Raw genomic sequence first — 18,547 nt, forward strand, 5'->3', positions numbered from 1 at the left:
ATTACTGACAATCAAATTCTTTTAGAGTTTAGCCTTTATTTCACATCAGATAGTATCTACTCCCTCTGATTCTGCGCTTCGATGATCTCCATTGCTTTCTGATACGACTCATTCTTACTCCCATTGATGTTTTCAGCAATCAATTGATAGCCAAACCTTTCATAGAGTCTGATTGCTTCATAGCTCCATGTTTGAGTATGGAGATAAATGTCTTTCCCCGGTTCAAGTTCTTGTAAAAGAGCCGTTGCTTTTGAGACTAACGCTCCCGCCAGACCTCTTCTCTGAGCTTCCGGTTTAACTGCCAACCAATGAAATAGTGGGAGTCTTTGCCCATCAACATCCTTCCACCAGGCAGTACAGGTTGCAACCTTTCTTCCTGCTTCATCTTCAATAAACAACATCTGGTGAGCAAGCTCTTCTTCAAATGGAGCAAATGCTTGTTCAAAATAAGCCAAGCCTTCTTCTGCATTGTCAAACTCCAACACCGAAGCCTCAATTGCTGCCCATTCAGACATGTCACCCTTTTGATAATAAGAAAATCGAAATCCCTCCGGAAGCCTTACTGACGGCACTGGCTCATTCTTTAAGCGAGTCATCCATATCTCATGATAAGGAATGCTTTTATCCAACATCGATTCGTTCCTCCATTCTCTTACTTACTACATAGAATCATTATACACTTCTTATTGATATTCTACGCAATCCTAATAGCTCCATACAGTAAAAACCGAAGACTTGAAAATTCAAGGTCTTCGGTTTATTTATAAATATAGGAGAACACACAGTTTGTTTTTATTAAACGATAGTTCTATTGAGTGCAGCGCAGACTAATTATTTAGCTGCTTTCATTGCATCAATGATTGCTTGCAAGTAGCCTGATGTATCAGAGAAGGTTGCTCCTGTCACAACATCAGCTGGGCTATCGTCTTCACCTAAACCATCTAATTCCTTCACTGTAGCTTCCAGCTCAGAAACAGTTTTACCTAAAGCAAATTCAGCAATAGCGTTCATGCTGTCTGACCAGCCTTGAGATGCGCCGCCTTTGTCTGCCATCAAGTCAGAGTAAGCGTCATTGTTAGCTTCTTTAGAAGACAGAACCAATCCGTCCTGAACATCAGCACCAAAATCAGCATCCGAATTCGGTACTCCACCGAAAGCTGCTGGATCAACATATTGGAATTCATCCAATGATGCAGCTGCTAATTTATCACCATCTAATGCAACTGTTGTTACTGAGAAAGATTTATCTCCATGAGGTGCACCTAATACTTGAGCTTCTTTCAAATCTTCTGTAGAAGTCTTGATTCCTGTAGAAATCATGCCTTTTGTAGCTGCATCGATAATAGCTTGCAGGTAACCGCTTGTATCAGAGAATGTCGCACCAGTGACAACATCAGCTGGACTGTCATCTTCACCTAAGCCATCCAATTCTTTCACTGTATCTTCCAAATCTGAAACTGTTTTGCCTACAGCAAATGCTGCAATAGCATCCATGCTGTCTGACCAGCCTTGAGATGCGCCGCCTTTGTCTGCCATCATTTCTGAGTAGGCTTTATCATTTTCACGTTTACTTGATAAAACAGTATCCGTTGGATAGTTTTCGCCAAATGCACCATCAGAGTTCGGTACTCCTGTAAAATCATCTGGAGAAACATACTGGAACTCATCTAATTGAACAGCCAAAATTTTATCGCCGTTCATTGTAACATTCGTCACAGCAAATGATTTCGTTCCGTGTGGTGCAGTAAGCAGTTGTCTCATGTACACAGTTCCTTCAGCCGGTGCTGAATCAGTTGAGCTGCCGTCAGCGATTGTGATATCTGCCGCTGCAGCAGAACTGCTTTCTGTCGTAACAGAGCTGCTTTGCTCAGTTGAAGAACTGCCTGCATCCTTCTTGTCGTCAGCGGAACAACCAGTAGCCGCTAATAATGCCAATAAAATAGCTGTTGTTAAAGTAATCTTTTTCATCAATATTGCCCCCTAAAATAATTGTATTACCCATTGCTCATTATATCACATTCAGATAACAGTCACTACTATCTTTAAAACGTTTTCTATTTTTATATGACGCTTCCTAAAAATAACAGCTGAAAAGATTGATTAGACGCGTTTTCTACACAAAAATGATTTCCGAAAAAAATGATTAGAACGGCTCATAATACCTTAATCAAACAAAAAAGCTATTCGAAAACATGTAAGTAAACATGTTTTCGAATAGCCGATTGACACTATTTTAGATAACAAGAATGAACTACTGTTTTCAGCCTCACTTCTAGTTGGTTCCTCTACTCTGTCAACTCTTCAAACTGAGAATTGTAAAGAGAAGCATAGAAGCCGCCTTGAGCCAATAGCTCTTCATGTGTTCCTTGCTCTTTGATGTCTCCACCTTGCATATAAAGAATCTTATCTGCATCTTTGATTGTTGACAATCGGTGAGCAATAACGAATGACGTACGTCCCGCCATCAAGTTGTTCATGGCTTCTTGAATCAATCCTTCTGTCCGTGTATCAACAGATGATGTTGCTTCATCCAAAATTAAAATTGGTTTATCAGCTAAAATAGCTCGAGCAATCGTCAGCAGCTGTTTCTGACCTTGAGAAATATTAGATGATTCTTCATTCAGCTCCATATTGTAACCGCCTGGTAATGTTTGGATGAAGTGATGGACATGGGCGGCTTTTGCGGCCTCATAAACTTCTTCATCTGTCGCATCTAAACGACCGTAACGCAGATTCTCCATGATTGTTCCCTTGAACAGCCAAGTATCCTGTAAAACCATACCGATATTTTTACGAAGATCTGCACGATTGAAGTCCTTGATATTATAGCCATCGATTTTGATTGCTCCGGAATTCACATCATAAAAGCGCATCAGTAATTTTACCATTGTGGTTTTACCCGCACCAGTTGGTCCTACAATAGCAACTGTCTGCCCTGGATCAACATGGCTGGTGAAGTCATTGATAACGATTTTATCTGGTGTATAACCGAAGTGAACATGTTCAAAGTCCACCATACCTTTTGCTTTATCGATCTTCACTGGATTTTCAGCAAATTGGTCTTCTTCTTCCTCATCCAAGAACTCAAAGACACGCTCAGCAGCTGCTGCCATTGATTGAAGCATATTGGATACTTGAGCCAATTGAGCAATCGGCTGTGTCAGATTACGTACATATTGGATGAACGCTTGGATATCTCCGACAGTGATTGATCCATTATATGCCATGATCCCGCCGACAATCGCTACAGCGACGTAACCCAAGTTTCCGACAAAGTTCATGATTGGCTGCATCAAGCCTGAAAGAAATTGAGATTTCCAAGCTGATTTGAACAAGACATCATTTTGTTCTTTAAACTCTTTTAATGAATTTTCTTCATCATTGAATAAACGAACGATATTGTAACCGCCAATCGTTTCTTCCACTTTACCATTGATGACCCCAAGGTATTCCTGTTGGGTCTTGAAATATTTCTGAGAGTTCTTCACAACGATCATAATCAGAATAAATGAAATCGGTACGATCAGAACCGCCACACCAGTCATCTTCACTGAGATGGACAGCATCATAACGATAACTCCAATGATTGTAAATACTGAAGTGATCAATTGTGTGATCGATTGGTTCAAGGATTGCCCCAGAGTATCCACGTCATTCGTGATACGTGACAAGACTTCCCCAGTTGTTCTACTTTCGAAGTAATTCATTGGCATACGATCGATTTTCTCTGAAATCTCTTTACGCATACGATAAGTGATTTTTTGAGAAATTGTCGACATGATCCAACCTTGCATGATCCCGAACAGTGATGCGACAAGATAAAGTCCCAGCATGAAAAGAAGGATGCCGCCGATTTTTTCAAAGTCGATGCCGCCAGTTCCCTGGTATTTCTTGATCAAGCCGTTAAACAGCTCTGTGATTGCTGATGATAAGATTTTTGGACCCCAGATATTGAAAATAGTTGAGGCAACCGCAAAGATCATTACAAAGAAAACAGGTATTTTATAAGCACCAATATAGGAAACTAATTTTTTGATCGTTCCTTTGAAGTCTTTGGCTTTTTCCACTGGAGCAATTTGTCCAGGGCCGCCGCCGCGAGGGCGATTTCGTTTTTCTTCTGCCATTCTTTTCGCTCCTCCCTACTCTGCTTCTTCTATGCCTAATTCAGCATTACTTAACTGTGACTGGGCAATTTCCTGATAAACTTTTGACGATTGCATCAATTCTTCATGTTTTCCTTGTGCAACTACACGTCCTTCATCTAAAACAATGATATTGTCCGCATGAATGATTGTAGATATTTTTTGGGCAACAATGATTTGTGTCGCATCCTTGATATTTTCAGATAAGGCTTTTCTTAATGCCACATCGGTTTTATTATCAAGTGCTGAGAAAGAATCGTCAAAAATCAATATTTTTGGATCCTTCGCCAATGCACGGGCGATAGAAAGACGTTGCTTCTGCCCACCGGAAACATTTGTTCCGCCTTGAGAAATCTCACGACTATACCCTTTTTCACTCGAATCAATAAATTCTTCTGCTTGAGCGATTTCTGCCGCTTTCTTCATTCGATCATCTGAGATGTCTGCATCACCAAATTTGATATTTGATTCAATATCTCCTGAAAACAGAATTCCCTTTTGAGGAACAAAGCCAATGATCTCATGAAGCTTGTGCAAGCTCATTTCACGAACATCTACACCATCTACGGTGATACGTCCCCCAGTCACATCGAAAAGACGAGGGATCAGGTTCACAATCGTAGACTTTCCGGAACCCGTTGACCCGATCAGAGCAGTGGTTTGTCCGGGTTCCGCAGTAAAGTTGATATGATGAAGAACATCCTCATCTGCATCTCCATAACGGAATTGTACGCCTTCAAATTTCACTTTACCTACAAAGTCATGTTCATCTTTAGGTTTTTCCGGATCTATGATTGTTGGTACTGTATTAAGCACTTCCTCTACACGACCGGCAGCAACATTCGCACGAGGCAAAATGATTGAAACCATTGACAGCATCATGAAGGCCATAACGATTTGCATAGTATAAGTAATGAAGGCCATCATATCTCCGACTTGGAGCTGACCGGCATCCATGTTATGTCCACCGACCCAAACAATCAGAACAGAGATACCATTCATCAACAGCATCATCACAGGCATCATGATAGACATGGAGCGATTGACGAATAATTGTGTTTTCATCAAATCTGTATTGGCAACATCGAAACGTTCTTCTTCAAACTTCTCACGAGAAAACGCACGAATAACTGGTAATCCGGTAATAATTTCACGAGAAACCAGATTCACTCTATCCACTAAGTCTTGTAACGCTTTGAATTTAGGCATTGTAAATAATAGTAAGGTCATAACCAAAACTAAAACAGCGACAACAGCTACACCAACGATCCAGCCCATGCCGGTTCCTGTTCTATACACTTCGTAGATCCCGCCAAGACCAAGAATCGGTGCATATAGAACCATACGCATGATCATGACGATCCCCATTTGCATTTGCTGGATGTCATTAGTATTACGAGTGATCAATGATGCCGGAGAGAATTTCTCCATTTCCGTGTTGGAAAATTGCAGTGTTCGTTCATATTGGCCTACACGCAGGTTTTTACCAACTGCAGCAGCGACCAATGAAGCAATCAACCCAACAATGATGGCAGCCACTGCAGAAATCAGTGTCAGAGTCACCATTTTAGTTCCTGTTTTAATCATATAATCGGTTTGAATCTGTTGTACATCCATATCTAAAGCTTTATATTCAGCCAAAGTTAGTTGGATTCCCACTGTTTTCATTGAATCTTCGCCAAGATCACCTAAACTATCTTTGATCTCTTTACGAGCAGCTTCGACTTTAGCCGGCATCGCATCAACTGCTGCGGTAACTGAATCCGCTAGCTTCTGTGCTTCTGCTCCTTTTTCCTGAGCTTCTGCTGCCAGAGTCTGTGCTTCAGCACCTTTAGCCGCCGCTGTTTCCATATCGGTTGCTGCGGCAGCAGCTTCACCAGCTGCCTTTGCTTCTTCTCCTAATGCGGCTGCTTCTTCCCCCAGCTGTTTCGCTTTTGCACCATCTTCGGCAATTGCTGTATATGCCTCAATAACCGATTTTGCTTCATTGGCTTCAGATGAATCCTTCGATTGGGAAGAGGCCAACATCATCATTGGTAAATTGAAAATATCCGCCAGCTTTTCTTCTGTCATACCACTTTGAAGATTCAGCTTATATACTTCAACTTCTTTGCCATCGATTTTTTCAGTCGTTAGCTTATAGTTGTCTTCGATGGTCTGTTTCTCATCGTCGGTCATGAACATTTCAATCCCTTGAAGAGTTGTCTTCCTGATTTTTTCAGGAGTGGTGTTTTCAAGACCACCTTGCTGAATACCGACATCCACGATATCCGATGTCAAGCTTGGTAGGCTCAAATCACTATATGCCTGCACAACTAAAAGCACAACAACAGCGATGATGGCATACCAGTATTTCCCGAGATGTTTAAAAATCTTCACTATTGGTCACCTTCCTCTTTCAGAGCTAATTTTTGAGAGCAGCCTACGAACTTCGCAGTCATTTCAATAAATTTCTTGGTATCCTTTTCCCCCATCATCTCAAATATTTGGATGATCTTATCCCGCATCTCTTTCTTTTCAGCGTGGGCCATCTTTGCACCACTTTCTGTTAGAGTGACATTGATACGGCGACGATCATCAGGGTCCATATCGCGAACGATCAACCCCTTCTTCTCCAAACCACCCAAAACAACAGCAATACGTGCGCTGGATAAATTGAGCGATTCAGCTAAACATTTGGGACTGGTTGGTTCACCGGCTCGAGCGAGAAATTTAATGACGATGTTTTCGCCTTTGTTGCTCTTTTCGATCTTACTGAACGCACCATTTCGATTTTGAAGCATCAAGCGAACCAGTTCCTGCTCCGCTTCCTCTGCAAATGTCATAGGGCTCTCCCTTCTTTCAAAATAATTTCTTTAAACCAAAAATCACTAACACTGTTAGTAACTAATGCTGTTCGATATTAACGCATATAGCTGTCAAAGTCAACACTCTAGCTCCAAACTTAAGAATGAATACGTTTTAATGAGAAAAAATTTAACAAGTGTTATACAACGCTATTATAACTATCATTATCGAACACAAGTACAAACTCCTTTCAACTAAATAATACTATCACAAAGACATATATTATTCACTAAAGAAAAATAAAAACAAGCACGAGACAAAATTCAGTCTCATGCTCTTTCTTCGCCTTATTTCTTATTTAACTGTTTCTTATCGTTTCATTATTTTCATGCAGATTTCCAAAAAACAAGCTAAAATCACTCATTCATTTATAGCGTTCCTCCACTAATCCTTCATTCCGGAAGTTTTTATTCCTGCTACTAAGTGCTTAGATGCAAACATATAGAGGATCATTGGTGGAATTGCCATGATCATAGCAAAGGCCATCTGCATATTCCACGCAGTCTGATTTTGCCCGCCTTCAATCTTGAATGCGTTCAATGCGCCAAGGGTCAATGGTTTCAAATTTTCTGAATCGATAAAGATCAATGGTTGGAACAATTCATTCCACCAGAAAATAGTAGAAAGAACGCCAACTGTAATGAATATCGGCTTTGCAAGCGGTGCAATCACTTTTGTAAATACCTGAATTCTTGAACAACCATCCAACATAGCAGATTCATCTATACTCTTAGGAATCGTTTTGAAGAACTGGCGGAACAGGAACACATTATATGGGAATGCAAAGAAGCTCGGCACAATCATCGGCAGGAAGCTATCCAGCCAGCCAAAGGTTCTAAACAACAGAAACTGTGGAATCACTAATGTTACGGTAGGAACCATCATCGTTGCCAGGATCATTCCAAAGACAACACCTTTTCCTTTAAACTCCATACGAGCCAGAGGATAGGCTACAATCGAGCTTGATAACAATGTTCCAACAGTATTTCCAACAATCAGAATCAGACTGTTTTTCAAGTATTCCAACGCATTACTTTTCTTGATGACATCAATATAGTTTTGCCATTGTGGTTGTGAAGGGAAAATTTGAGGCGGGAACTCACTGATTCCATTCAATGTTTTCAAGGAATTCGAGAATATCCAAAATATAGGGAAAAACATCAGTACCGCAAAGAATATCAATATGGCATACTGCATTATTTTGACTGCTTTCGTATCGTAGTTCATGCTCTTTTTTCACCTTCCTCATCCATAATTTACTTTATCATCTGACAACTTGAACTGTAGGACCGATATCACCGCAACAATGATAAACATGATGAAAGCCAATGTTGAAGCGGTACCCATATCGAACTGTTTAAAGGCCTTTTCATAAATCAACAAGCTCAATACTTTTGTTGCATTCCCCGGACCACCGCCAGTCAATGGGAACAGCAGGGTAAAGGCACCATTGAAGGAGTTCACTGTTGCCACAACTGTATTGAACAATAGAATTGGTGAAATAGACGGCAGGGTCACATTTTTGAAACGCTGCCACGCATTGGCGCCATCTAGATGAGCTGCTTCATATAATTCGATAGGTACCTCTTTTAGACTAGAATTAAAGATCAGCATCATTTGACCAGTTGAGAAGGTAAACACACTTGCAATACCAACCACCACCCAAACCAGATTCGCATCTCCTAACCAGTTTGGCCCTGTGATCCCAACTGTAGAAAGAAAATAATTCACTATACCAAGTTGATTATTGAACATCAGAATAAAGCAGCTTGTCATTACAACAGACGGCATGACTGCCGGAACAAAATAGAAAAATTGAAAAATGCCGATAAAACGAACTTTAAAATTCAATAATACTGCTAAAAATAATGATGCACTGACCGTTACAAAAACATTCAGTAATGTGAATAAAAACGTGATTTTCAGTGTATTGAAAAAATCTGAGCTTCCACTGAACAGCTGCTGATAGTTTTCCAATCCGACAAATCTCGGTTGTCCTAATAAATTCCATTTTGTTAAACTAAGTAAAAATGAAAGTAAGATCGGACCACCTGTAAAGAAGATGAACCCAATGATCCAAGGTGATAAAAAGCCATAGGCTGTCAGTGTATCTTTAAGGCTCTGCCTCTTCTTTGCTTGTTTACCTTTAGATAAATTTTTCATAGCAACCTCTCTTTCTTCTTTAGGGAAGAAGCACGATCAGCCGATCAAAACTGCTACTCCCTATGACTTTTAATGAACGATGCTGGAAAATCCTTTCTATCTATCCTATCCGCAGAATAGAGTATATAGAAATCCTCTTAAAGAAATGACAGTCACTAACGATCGCTGCAATGGAACAGTGAAGGAGTAGTTCGCTTTCCTGACCACTCCAACACCTCATTCCTAATCTATAAGCGATCGTTGCAGTCCAATTGTTCTTCCAGCTTCTGACAATTGCACACTAAGAGTTTTTATTTATAAAAAGTCCTTAAGTCTATTGATTATCCTTTATTTCCTGATTGGCATTCGGAATGTATTTATCAAAAATTTCATCCAAATCTGTCGTACCCAGAAGATAAGCATCAAACTGATTGACCAGATTCGTCGTTGAAGCAGCATTGATCAGCACATAGCCAAATTCGCCTTCTTGTCCGGCACGCTCAATAACTTCCCAATTTGTCGGACCATTTTTTCCTTCTTTTTTATACGCTCCTTGTTCTGCAATTGATTTAAGCGCTGATGGATTTGACCCCCATTCAGAGTTCAGCGTTTGACCTTTCTCACTCATCATGAACTCAATGAATTTCCATGCTTCATCCGGATGCTTGCTTGCTGAATTTATCGTATAGAAGCCTGTATGAAGAGAATTATAAGCACGTTCCCCCTTCGGCAGTGTTTCTATATCCCAGTTGAAATCAGCATCCCTATAGTTCAAAATCTGCCAGCTGCCAGTCCGTGTCATTGCTGCCTGACCCGAAGAAAACAAATCTGCTACAGAATCGCCGGCTGAAGGCTCCGGACTTACTTTCAAGTCATTTGTCAATTTGTCCTGATACTCAAGGGCACTCTTCAAGCCATCACCCAAATCCAGTAATCCATCTTTTACAATAGAATCGCCGCCCTGACCTGCCAATGACCACCATAAGCCACGGAATGTCAGTGCATCTGCTCCCCATTGTGTGGTTTTCCCATTTTCCACAACAGTCAGCTTCTGTGCTGCTTTTTCAAAGTCTTCCCATGTCCAATCCTTTGTAGGATAGTCTACACCGGCTTCATCAAACATATCTTTGTTATAGAATAATATCTCAGAGGCGTACGCCCATGGCAGACCGTAATTACCACCAGTTTGATCATTTAGGGTCTGAACGGCTGGAATAAAATCATCCGTATCAATTTTGTCTGTATCCGCTAAATAATCTTCTAAGGAAAGAATCGAACCAGATTCAGCAAACTTTGGTAAATCTGTTTCAAAGGACAAAATAACATCTGGAGCTGTTCCTCCTACCAGCATCTGATTGATTTTTTGGGAATAGTCAGAATCGGGTATTTGTACCAATTCGATTTCAATATCAGGATACTCTTTGTTGAACTCTTCAATGATATTATCGGGAAACTTATCCCAAGCAGAGAACTTAATTTTTACCTTACCGTCATCAGAGCCTGACCCCGACCCTCCATTAGAACCACATCCTGCCAAAAGCGTTACTCCTGCTGCCGCCGCCAGCAACCCCACTGCTACTTTTTTCCACATAAATCCCATCACCTTTCCAGTTCTTTTTTATCACTCTGCTTTTTCTAATCGAATCATGTTCCAAGATAATGCCGGTAGTACCACATTTATTCCTATATCTGTTATGCTGATTTGATTATTCGCAACAGGCTTCACTATCTCCTGTCCTTTCTTATTGGTTTCTTTCAACTCATAGCCAGCCAATGTCGAACACTCGCTCACTGACTGAATCTTATAGCCCTGTAGATCTATGTCCAAGTGCATCTCCTCGTTCTGTGAACGATTTACTGCAAAAACTACCAATTCATTTCTTTCCTCATCATCTACGATAATACTTTCTAAATAGGGCACATCTGAAAAATCCTTCGAATCGTATTGATCCGATACTATTGTTGTCAGCATGGCTTTTCCTCTACCATGGGTGGATACCTGTTGAAAAGGATAAAAAATTGTCTGACACCAGACCTCTCCGCCAGTTTCCGTCATGATCGGTGCAATCACGTTGACTAGTTGGGCCAAACAAGCAATCTTCACTCGGTCACTGTTTTTCAACAAAGTAATCAACAGACATCCCAAAGCCAAAGCATCTTCAAAGTTATAAATATCCTCCAACACAGGTCTTGCCACTTGCCACTTTTCTATCTGCTCATCTGTTTCCAGTGTATGATACCAGATGTTCCATTCATCAAACGCAAGATTCAGTGTCTTCTCCGTCTTCTTTCTTGCCTTTACAGAATCACAGATTGCAATAACACCCTTAATGAAACGATCCATATCCAAGGATTTCGCCAGATAATTCTCAATATCATTCTCTGGATTGCCATAATACATATGCAGAGAAAGATAATCGACGTGCTCATAGGTATGCTCCAGAACGGTTTGCTCCCAACTGCCGAAGGTTGGTAGTGTACTAACTGATGTACCGCAAACAACAAGCTCGATTGTCTCATCCACAAGCTTCATAACCTTCGCAGTCTCACAGGCCAGACGTCCATATTCCTCTGCTGTCTTGGCGCCAATCTGCCACGAACCGTCCATTTCATTGCCAAGACACCATGTTTTGATATTGAAAGGTTCACTTGCGCCGTTGGCCTTCCTCAAATCACTCCAATAGGTTCCACCAGGAAAATTACAATATTCCACTAAATTTCTGGCGGCATCGATCCCTCTGGTGCCCAGATTGACACCCATGTCCACCTCTATGTCCAATTCATTTGCCCAGCGCATAAATTCATGCAGACCGACTTCATTCGTTTCGATCGTTTGCCAAGCAAGATCAAGCCTTCTTGGACGCTGATCGATTGGACCAATTCCGTCTTCCCAGTTATAGCCGGATAAAAAATTTCCTCCGGGGTACCGAACGAGAGGAACATTCAGATCCTTGACCAACGCTTTCACGTCATTTCGGAATCCATAGTTATCCGACATAGGATGTGAAGGATCAAAAATACCTCCATAAACTGCTCTGCCCATGTGTTCAATAAATGATCCATAGAGGCGATCATCTATTTCACTTAATACATTTCCTTTATTTATAAGCACTTTAGCCTTCACATAACTCCCCCTTGTTCGATTCAGCAATTGCAATTTCTGCTTTATTTAAGTATATTATAATATGTAATCGCTTTAATGTTTTATAAAAATCAAACTACAATTTATAATATTCCACACTAAAGGAGGAGAAAAATGAATACTGTACCGATCCTCTCAATGATCATCCCGCCTTTTCCAACATTTATCGAAGGAAATTTCACCTCCTATTCTGTTGGACAGCAGCATCCCAATCGAAACAACCTCCCTTACTTCGACTTACTATTTGTGCTGAAAGGAACCCTCTATATTACTGAAGAAACAACAGATTATGAAATCAAGCAAGGCGAAATGCTGGTACTCTCTCCGCTTTTGCATCACTTTTCAACCAAGCCTTGTACGGAAGATACCGATTTTTATTGGCTTCATTTCCATTATGATGGGCACTGGGAAGCTCTCGAACAGCCTATTCAGCTCAACTCTGATGTCATCATGCCTGAACTTCACTATCACAATGAAGACTACACGCTGCACCTAAAAAAATATCAAAAACTTTCCGATTCAAAGTTTATTTATGCGTTACTTGACCGCTTATTGTTAGGCACTGTAGGCGAAAAGAAATCGATTGTCTTCTGGGACAATCAAAAACGCTTTTCTCAGCTTTTGAAATCCTTGGAGGAACAAAGCTATTCCAAGACCAGCGTTATTGATTTAGCCGAAAACATTGAGCTTTATATCAAGCAGAATTATGCAAAGGAAATTACGAACACAACCTTATCGAAATACTTTCATTTTCATGAGAATTATCTTGTTCGTTCAATGAAACAAGTCTTTCAATGTACTCCCTTAGAGTATCTAGTCAACTACCGATTGGATAAAGCCGCTAGTTATTTAATCAAAACCAACCTTTCTATGACGGATATTTCCATAAAATGTGGCTTCAACAACTCTGCTTATTTTTCTCTCTGCTTCAAAAAGAAATACGCAATTTCTCCATTGAATTATCGTCGTGCCCATTCAGGAAAATAAAAAAAATAGGACAGATAGTTCCACGCACTGAGCGTTTGAGCCTCCGTCCTATTTCTTATCTATTAATCAAAATAATCATTCAGCCATTCATTTTAAGTATCGCTTCTTGTCCATTCCCTTCTAATCGTATCAATTCTTTCTCATGCAGGAAATAGATATTTCGGGGATAGGGGGCATAGCTCGTGATAAACGTCTCGTTTTCTCTTATCTCGGCTCTCCCATTCACTACCTTCAAGACCGCTTCTTCATCATAGTAGACGTAGGCATCTTGACCGAAACGATCAAGGTAAGCAACCATTTCTTCTCCCATATCCCAATCACTGGTTTGGCGAGAATTTTCATCAAATATCCGTGCAAATATCCCGCCATCCTTCGCAAAGGTTTCCTGACCAAATCTGTTTCGAGATAAATCCAACCGATTATCATGAGGACTAGTTACAGCGTAGGTTGAAACGGCTTCGCCAGCTTCAATTTTTGTCGTCGTTGTAGAATGAGGATCATAACAGTACAAAACACCGACAAACGCCCGATAGCTCGCTTCTAAATATTTTGGATCCTTTACTGCATGGAAAACGTCCAATGCCGCCGCTGCAGTGATCCCGCCCCAAAGTGAATGAATCATATACGCGAGCGCTTCCCACCAACGATCCGGATTCTGAAAACGAAAATCGTTACTGAAGCCAATGTTCGCAAGCAGCAGTTCACCGTACTGAAGACAGCTTTTAGTATATCCAGCATTTGCTAAAGCAGCAGCAGCGGGACCAAATCCGGCGTTATCAAAATAATGTTCTGTCGTCACAGCTTTCAAGCTTGCATTGTCCTCTAAAATCTCAAATAGATTATTTTCCCATAACCTTCTCAGCTTGTCATGGTCGCCGATATTTCGCTGTGTCAATTCCTCAATCAGCTCATTGATATATAAGAAAAATACACCGAGCATTTCTGATTCTTCTTTAGCCCGTAAACTATCATGACAATCGGGATTGATACGCAGTTCAACAACCTTCGCCGCCCATTCCAAATAGACATCTGCACGCTGCTCCTGAAGCAGCTGATCTGGAAATAGCGAAAGGAGATAAAGGACATGTCCTAAATACTCGAAATCCATCACTCGATAAAATGAGCCATATAGATTTCTCGGCTTTTTAAAATCTCCTTTGACAAACCATTTGTTCAGCACATAGTGGTTAAGGCTCTTTTCGACCTTTTGCACCTCTTCGATCTTTGGTTCTGCCAACAAATTTTTTTTGAGAATCAGAGACAGCTTACCTAACGATTCCCCTTGATTGGAAAGGGGAGAAAAAGCTGATTCTTCTTCAAGACCATAGGATCGGTTGCAGAGATAATCAACTCTGCGCTCAACCAACTCACGGACACTCTCCATAGCATTGATAACTACTTGATCCTTTTTCTCATTAGCCAATTCGATAGATAAACGATGCTCCCCACAATATGTGGCAATCCCAAAGATGGTTTGTCCATCCGTTATATTTAATTTTTTTGTATGGTGCCTGCCAGCCACTTCCCATTCCATAGCAGCTGCCACGACTTCTGTCCCATAAACAGTGACTTCAAAGGGCTGATTGACAGGAACCATTTCGGGATAACTGATTTTAGGGTGTCCTATCTCTATTCCCTTTTCTATAAATGCTTGCTGGTCGACGATCTCATCGATTTGGTACTGCCATTTTTCAGACCCTTCTGCCTCAACAACGATTTCTTTTCCAGGATAGATCCAGTCCATCTCATTTGATGTGTTTTTCCCTGAAAGAATCATTTTATGATAAATCACCCCATCCAATGAAGGCGATATATCTTCAAAAAACTTGTTTTGAAATTCACAATAACTGCCCACTGAGAACAGCTCCCCCGCCAGCTGGTACATTCCGAGACTGCTGTCTTCACTGCTTCTTCTCATCACTGCAATTTTTGAAAAATCGGGAGAAAGTGAAGGAAACACTGCTGCGGATTGATGAACGTTCCGTCGAACAGATGTATCTCTAAACATGATATAACTAAAAGGAATCCACACAGAAAGATCCTGAATTTTTAGTGGGATTTTTCGCTTATTAGTAAACGAAATAGACCAGTTGAAAGAGTCAGCATCAGATACATCGAAAACCTGCTCCAACTGAAATTCACTGAACTCATACTGAACAATGATTTGCTCTTTTTGTTTTTTTATTTCTGGTTTTATATAGGCGCTATTATAGATTTTATCCTCTATTTTTATGATAAAATTCCCAAAAAGTTTATCTTTACTGTAATAATTTACTTCGTCTAAATAGTCTTCTGTTATTACCCAGTTCATCCGATATGGATCGGCGTTCAATCGAAGCAAATCCAACGTTCCCTGCTCAGTTACATTTAGAGTAAATATTTTATTTTTAATGACCATACTATCCACTCCCCCTGCTTTTGTACCCATAGTACAATACAGAGGAACGAAATAATTATGTTTTTCCAACTAGTTTTATAAAATTTCCACACAAAAAAACAGCCATTACATTTCGAAGAGATGCAATGACCGTTCCACAGTACTTTTTTAATAGGATCAATCAACTAGACCATATTCTACTAAACTATCTACAGCAGCCAAAACAGCTTGTTCATTGGTGGATATCGGCGACCACTCTAATAGTTTTTTTGCCTTGTCATTACTGACATTACGATTCATATCTAGAAACAGTTTTCCCTCTCTTGCGTGTTTATTGACAAGTGCTCCTGCTTCGATAAGAACATTAGGCAATTTCTTTGTTGGTATTTTATAAGCTAGCTCCGGACGTTCTTTTCGAATCAACTCAGCAATTTCCATCATTGATATCTGTCCATCTGCCGATGCTATAAAGCGCTGGCCTTTTGCTTCTGGTGTAACCATTGCCCGAATATGTAAATCTGCTACGTCTCGCACATCGACAACATTCAGAGGGATATCTGCCACTCGCTTCGTTGATCCATTCAATAGGCTTTTCAATAAATCAAAACTACCGGAAACATGGTTGTTTAGTGATGGTCCGAAAATCGCTACAGGATTGATTGTCGCAAATTCCAGTTGTTTCCCCTCTGTTTCAATATAGGACCAGGCAGCCTTCTCAGCTAACAGTTTAGATTTTTCATAAGCAGATATGCCTGGCTCATTTTCATCAGTCCAGTCATTCTCAGTAGTGACTTCTTGCGCGCCATTTTTCTTACTGAATCCCACAGCTCCAAAGTTTGAGGTCATGACTACTCGTTTCACCTTGCTGCGATTTGCAGCTTTCAAAATTCGAATGATCCCATCTATTGCCGGACGAATCACTTCATTTTCATCCTTTGGAATATCGAAAAAGACAGGTGAAGCAACACTCAAAACATACTCGCAGTCCTCCATCGCCTCATCCCAGCCCTCATCCTTTGATAGATCTGCTTCTGCAAATGATAGATTTTCAATTGCTGAAACACCATTACTTTTCAACACATCAATAACACGATCCTTACTTTTGAATGAGCGGACAGTTGTTTTGACCATATAACCCTTTTCCAGTAATTGAAAAATGATTTGCGTGCCGACAAAACCGGTACCACCAGTAACTAAAACTTTATTTTGCATAATTATTTCCTCCTAAATTCATCATTGGTTGTAAAAAGTAGTTCTTTGTCTTATAGTTATATAAATCCTGCCAAAGAAATGAGCCTATAAAATGATTCTACTAAGTAACCTACTTACGTAGAGCTGGTAAATATTCATATAATAAAATCTTTTTACAGGATTTATATATAGTCTAAACCCTAGAGTATAGTCTAGGGAAAGCCTTTTGTTTAAGAATAGGAGAAAAAAATGACTTACACTATAAAAGAAGTATCTGAGCTGTTTGATTTATCTATCTATACACTGCGGTATTACGACAAGCAAGGCTTGCTGCCCTTTGTTTCAAAGAACAAATCAGGGTATCGAGAATTCACCGATTCGGATCTTGGATTCATCCACACGATTTGCTGTTTGAAAAATACAGGAATGACTATCAAGGATATACGCACCTACATCGCTTATTGTATGGAAGGAACGGCAACAATCGAAGCACGTGAACAATTACTCTCTACTCATCGTAAAAATGTTTTGCAGCAAATGAACGACTTAGAAAATAATCTAAAGGAAATCGACCGTAAACTGGATGTCTACACTGCTCCTAATGCCGTTGAAATCATCAATGCTCAACGACGTTTTTCAAGCATGGAAAAGGAAAAAAACGCCCTTGCGAATCCCTTCCTTGACTGAGCTGGATGTAATCAAGAGAAGGCTAGAACGTTTTCTTATGCTTATTTAATACTGTTCGAACTTTTCCTTTTAAGTGCTGATAGGTTAAAAACTGCTGGCGAGATCGCTTGATTTGTTTATATCTTTTCGGTTGTTTCTTATAAAATTGCTGATGATAATTTTCAGCTGGCCAAAATGTCTCAGCTGTTTGTATTTCCGTCACAATTGGCTGTTTGTATTTCCCAGACTCTATCAACTGTTGTTTGGAGTCTTCAGCAATTTGTCTTTGTCGCTCATCCTGTACAAAAATAATCGGACGATACTGACTGCCACGATCTTGAAATTGTCCAAATGCATCCGTTGGATCAGTAATTTGCCAATAGAGTGCAACCAGTTCTTCATAAGTGATGATCCGTGTATCAAAAATGATTTCCACCGCTTCCACATGCCCAGTATAGCCACCGCTTACCTGATCGTAGCTTGGATGGGCTACATGTCCACCCGTATAGCCAGATAAAACAGAGACAATCCCCGCCATCGTCTCAAATGATTCCACCATACACCAAAAACAGCCGCCCGCAAATATTGCCCGTTCCTGATAAACAGGATCATCTCCTGAATGTACAACACGGTTGTCAGCAGCTTCATTTACTGACTCACCTGTCAACTTCAGATAAAACTCAGCAACATCCGGCGTCAAATTGTTTCTAACTGCTAAAGGACGTAAATTAGCCTCTAGTTTCGATAGCTCAGCAGAAAAATCAGCGCCATCCTCTAGCGCATTCTTCGCCGAAACAAGCTGTGTTCGTTCCCACTCACGGGTGCCGCTAGTTAAAATTAGATTGTAAATATCGTTTAGTTGTTCTTCCTGTGTGAAAGACATGAGGATTCCTCCTTTGAAGACCAAATATGAAACAAAAATAAGCAATATGCCGTAAAAATCTATAGAAATCCTATTAAAGAAAGGATAAATGCTTGTTATTCCTTTGTTTGATACACTGGATAAAGGTCACTTTTCGTGTAATGACTCTTTAGTGAGATTTACATAAGTTT

The 18,547-nt window shown here is 40.3% G+C and carries 14 protein-coding genes; 2 read left to right on the plus strand and 12 right to left on the minus strand.

Translation table 11 applies throughout. The annotated features are described in order from the left end of the window. Positions 1 to 56: 56 nt before the first annotated feature. The 9 genes from I6N96_RS01995 to arfA form a co-directional block, all read right to left on the minus strand. Complete coding sequence (locus tag I6N96_RS01995) at positions 57 to 632, minus strand: GNAT family N-acetyltransferase (protein WP_209555822.1); 576 nt, start codon at positions 630 to 632, stop codon at positions 57 to 59. Positions 633 to 831: 199 nt separating this feature from the next. Further along, positions 832 to 1,968, minus strand: coding sequence for a peptidoglycan-binding protein (locus tag I6N96_RS02000; protein ID WP_209555823.1), 1,137 nt, complete (start codon positions 1,966 to 1,968; stop codon positions 832 to 834). Positions 1,969 to 2,285: 317 nt separating this feature from the next. Then, on the minus strand, positions 2,286 to 4,124 hold the full coding sequence (locus I6N96_RS02005; RefSeq protein WP_209555824.1) for an ABC transporter ATP-binding protein: 1,839 nt from the start codon (positions 4,122 to 4,124) through the stop codon (positions 2,286 to 2,288). A gap of 15 nt (positions 4,125 to 4,139) precedes the next feature. After that, positions 4,140 to 6,521, minus strand: a complete 2,382-nt coding sequence (locus I6N96_RS02010) for an ABC transporter ATP-binding protein (protein WP_209555825.1) — start codon at positions 6,519 to 6,521, stop codon at positions 4,140 to 4,142. Continuing rightward, on the minus strand, positions 6,521 to 6,967 hold the full coding sequence (locus tag I6N96_RS02015; RefSeq protein ID WP_209555826.1) for a MarR family transcriptional regulator: 447 nt from the start codon (positions 6,965 to 6,967) through the stop codon (positions 6,521 to 6,523). The genes I6N96_RS02010 and I6N96_RS02015 overlap by 1 nt, the downstream gene beginning before the upstream one ends. Positions 6,968 to 7,373: 406 nt before the next feature. Then, complete coding sequence (locus tag I6N96_RS02020) at positions 7,374 to 8,216, minus strand: carbohydrate ABC transporter permease (RefSeq protein WP_209555827.1); 843 nt, start codon at positions 8,214 to 8,216, stop codon at positions 7,374 to 7,376. A gap of 18 nt (positions 8,217 to 8,234) precedes the next feature. Next, positions 8,235 to 9,152, minus strand: coding sequence for a carbohydrate ABC transporter permease (locus tag I6N96_RS02025; RefSeq protein WP_209555828.1), 918 nt, complete (start codon positions 9,150 to 9,152; stop codon positions 8,235 to 8,237). A 313-nt stretch (positions 9,153 to 9,465) separates the two neighbouring features. Continuing rightward, positions 9,466 to 10,722, minus strand: coding sequence for an ABC transporter substrate-binding protein (locus I6N96_RS02030; RefSeq protein ID WP_209555829.1), 1,257 nt, complete (start codon positions 10,720 to 10,722; stop codon positions 9,466 to 9,468). Between the two features lie 30 nt (positions 10,723 to 10,752). Next, complete coding sequence (gene arfA, locus I6N96_RS02035; protein ID WP_347339054.1) at positions 10,753 to 12,255, minus strand: arabinosylfuranosidase ArfA; 1,503 nt, start codon at positions 12,253 to 12,255, stop codon at positions 10,753 to 10,755. A gap of 132 nt (positions 12,256 to 12,387) precedes the next feature. Here arfA and I6N96_RS02040 point away from each other — a divergent pair, with 132 nt between their 5' ends. Next, positions 12,388 to 13,260 (plus strand): helix-turn-helix transcriptional regulator, encoded by an 873-nt coding sequence (locus I6N96_RS02040; protein ID WP_209555830.1) that lies wholly within the window; start codon positions 12,388 to 12,390, stop codon positions 13,258 to 13,260. 79 nt (positions 13,261 to 13,339) lie between these two features. On the opposite strand, the gene I6N96_RS02045 is transcribed toward I6N96_RS02040, so the two are convergent. Next, positions 13,340 to 15,658 (minus strand): hypothetical protein, encoded by a 2,319-nt coding sequence (locus tag I6N96_RS02045; protein WP_209555831.1) that lies wholly within the window; start codon positions 15,656 to 15,658, stop codon positions 13,340 to 13,342. A 156-nt stretch (positions 15,659 to 15,814) separates the two neighbouring features. Continuing rightward, positions 15,815 to 16,849, minus strand: a complete 1,035-nt coding sequence (locus I6N96_RS02050; protein ID WP_209555832.1) for an SDR family oxidoreductase — start codon at positions 16,847 to 16,849, stop codon at positions 15,815 to 15,817. 228 nt (positions 16,850 to 17,077) lie between these two features. Between I6N96_RS02050 and I6N96_RS02055 the strand changes: the two genes are divergently transcribed. Then, the gene (locus I6N96_RS02055; RefSeq protein ID WP_209555833.1) at positions 17,078 to 17,515 is read left to right on the plus strand and encodes a MerR family transcriptional regulator; all 438 of its coding nucleotides are present in this window, start codon (positions 17,078 to 17,080) and stop codon (positions 17,513 to 17,515) included. A 22-nt stretch (positions 17,516 to 17,537) separates the two neighbouring features. Here I6N96_RS02055 and msrA read toward each other — a convergent pair whose 3' ends face one another. Continuing rightward, complete coding sequence (msrA, locus tag I6N96_RS02060) at positions 17,538 to 18,377, minus strand: peptide-methionine (S)-S-oxide reductase MsrA (protein WP_209555834.1); 840 nt, start codon at positions 18,375 to 18,377, stop codon at positions 17,538 to 17,540. Positions 18,378 to 18,547: the final 170 nt, after the last annotated feature.

Source organism: Enterococcus larvae, from assembly GCF_017830045.1.
GTDB lineage: Bacteria > Bacillota > Bacilli > Lactobacillales > Enterococcaceae > Enterococcus_L > Enterococcus_L larvae.

Coding starts and splice junctions, on each gene's coding strand:
- I6N96_RS01995 (WP_209555822.1), bottom strand. CDS start 632: ATGTTGGATAAAAGCATTCCTTATCATGAGATATGGATGACTCGCTTA.
- I6N96_RS02000 (WP_209555823.1), bottom strand. CDS start 1,968: ATGAAAAAGATTACTTTAACAACAGCTATTTTATTGGCATTATTAGCG.
- I6N96_RS02005 (WP_209555824.1), bottom strand. CDS start 4,124: ATGGCAGAAGAAAAACGAAATCGCCCTCGCGGCGGCGGCCCTGGACAA.
- I6N96_RS02015 (WP_209555826.1), bottom strand. CDS start 6,967: ATGACATTTGCAGAGGAAGCGGAGCAGGAACTGGTTCGCTTGATGCTT.
- I6N96_RS02020 (WP_209555827.1), bottom strand. CDS start 8,216: ATGAACTACGATACGAAAGCAGTCAAAATAATGCAGTATGCCATATTG.
- I6N96_RS02025 (WP_209555828.1), bottom strand. CDS start 9,152: ATGAAAAATTTATCTAAAGGTAAACAAGCAAAGAAGAGGCAGAGCCTT.
- I6N96_RS02030 (WP_209555829.1), bottom strand. CDS start 10,722: ATGTGGAAAAAAGTAGCAGTGGGGTTGCTGGCGGCGGCAGCAGGAGTA.
- I6N96_RS02040 (WP_209555830.1), top strand. CDS start 12,388: ATGAATACTGTACCGATCCTCTCAATGATCATCCCGCCTTTTCCAACA.
- I6N96_RS02045 (WP_209555831.1), bottom strand. CDS start 15,658: ATGGTCATTAAAAATAAAATATTTACTCTAAATGTAACTGAGCAGGGA.
- I6N96_RS02050 (WP_209555832.1), bottom strand. CDS start 16,849: ATGCAAAATAAAGTTTTAGTTACTGGTGGTACCGGTTTTGTCGGCACG.
- I6N96_RS02055 (WP_209555833.1), top strand. CDS start 17,078: ATGACTTACACTATAAAAGAAGTATCTGAGCTGTTTGATTTATCTATC.
- msrA (WP_209555834.1), bottom strand. CDS start 18,377: ATGTCTTTCACACAGGAAGAACAACTAAACGATATTTACAATCTAATT.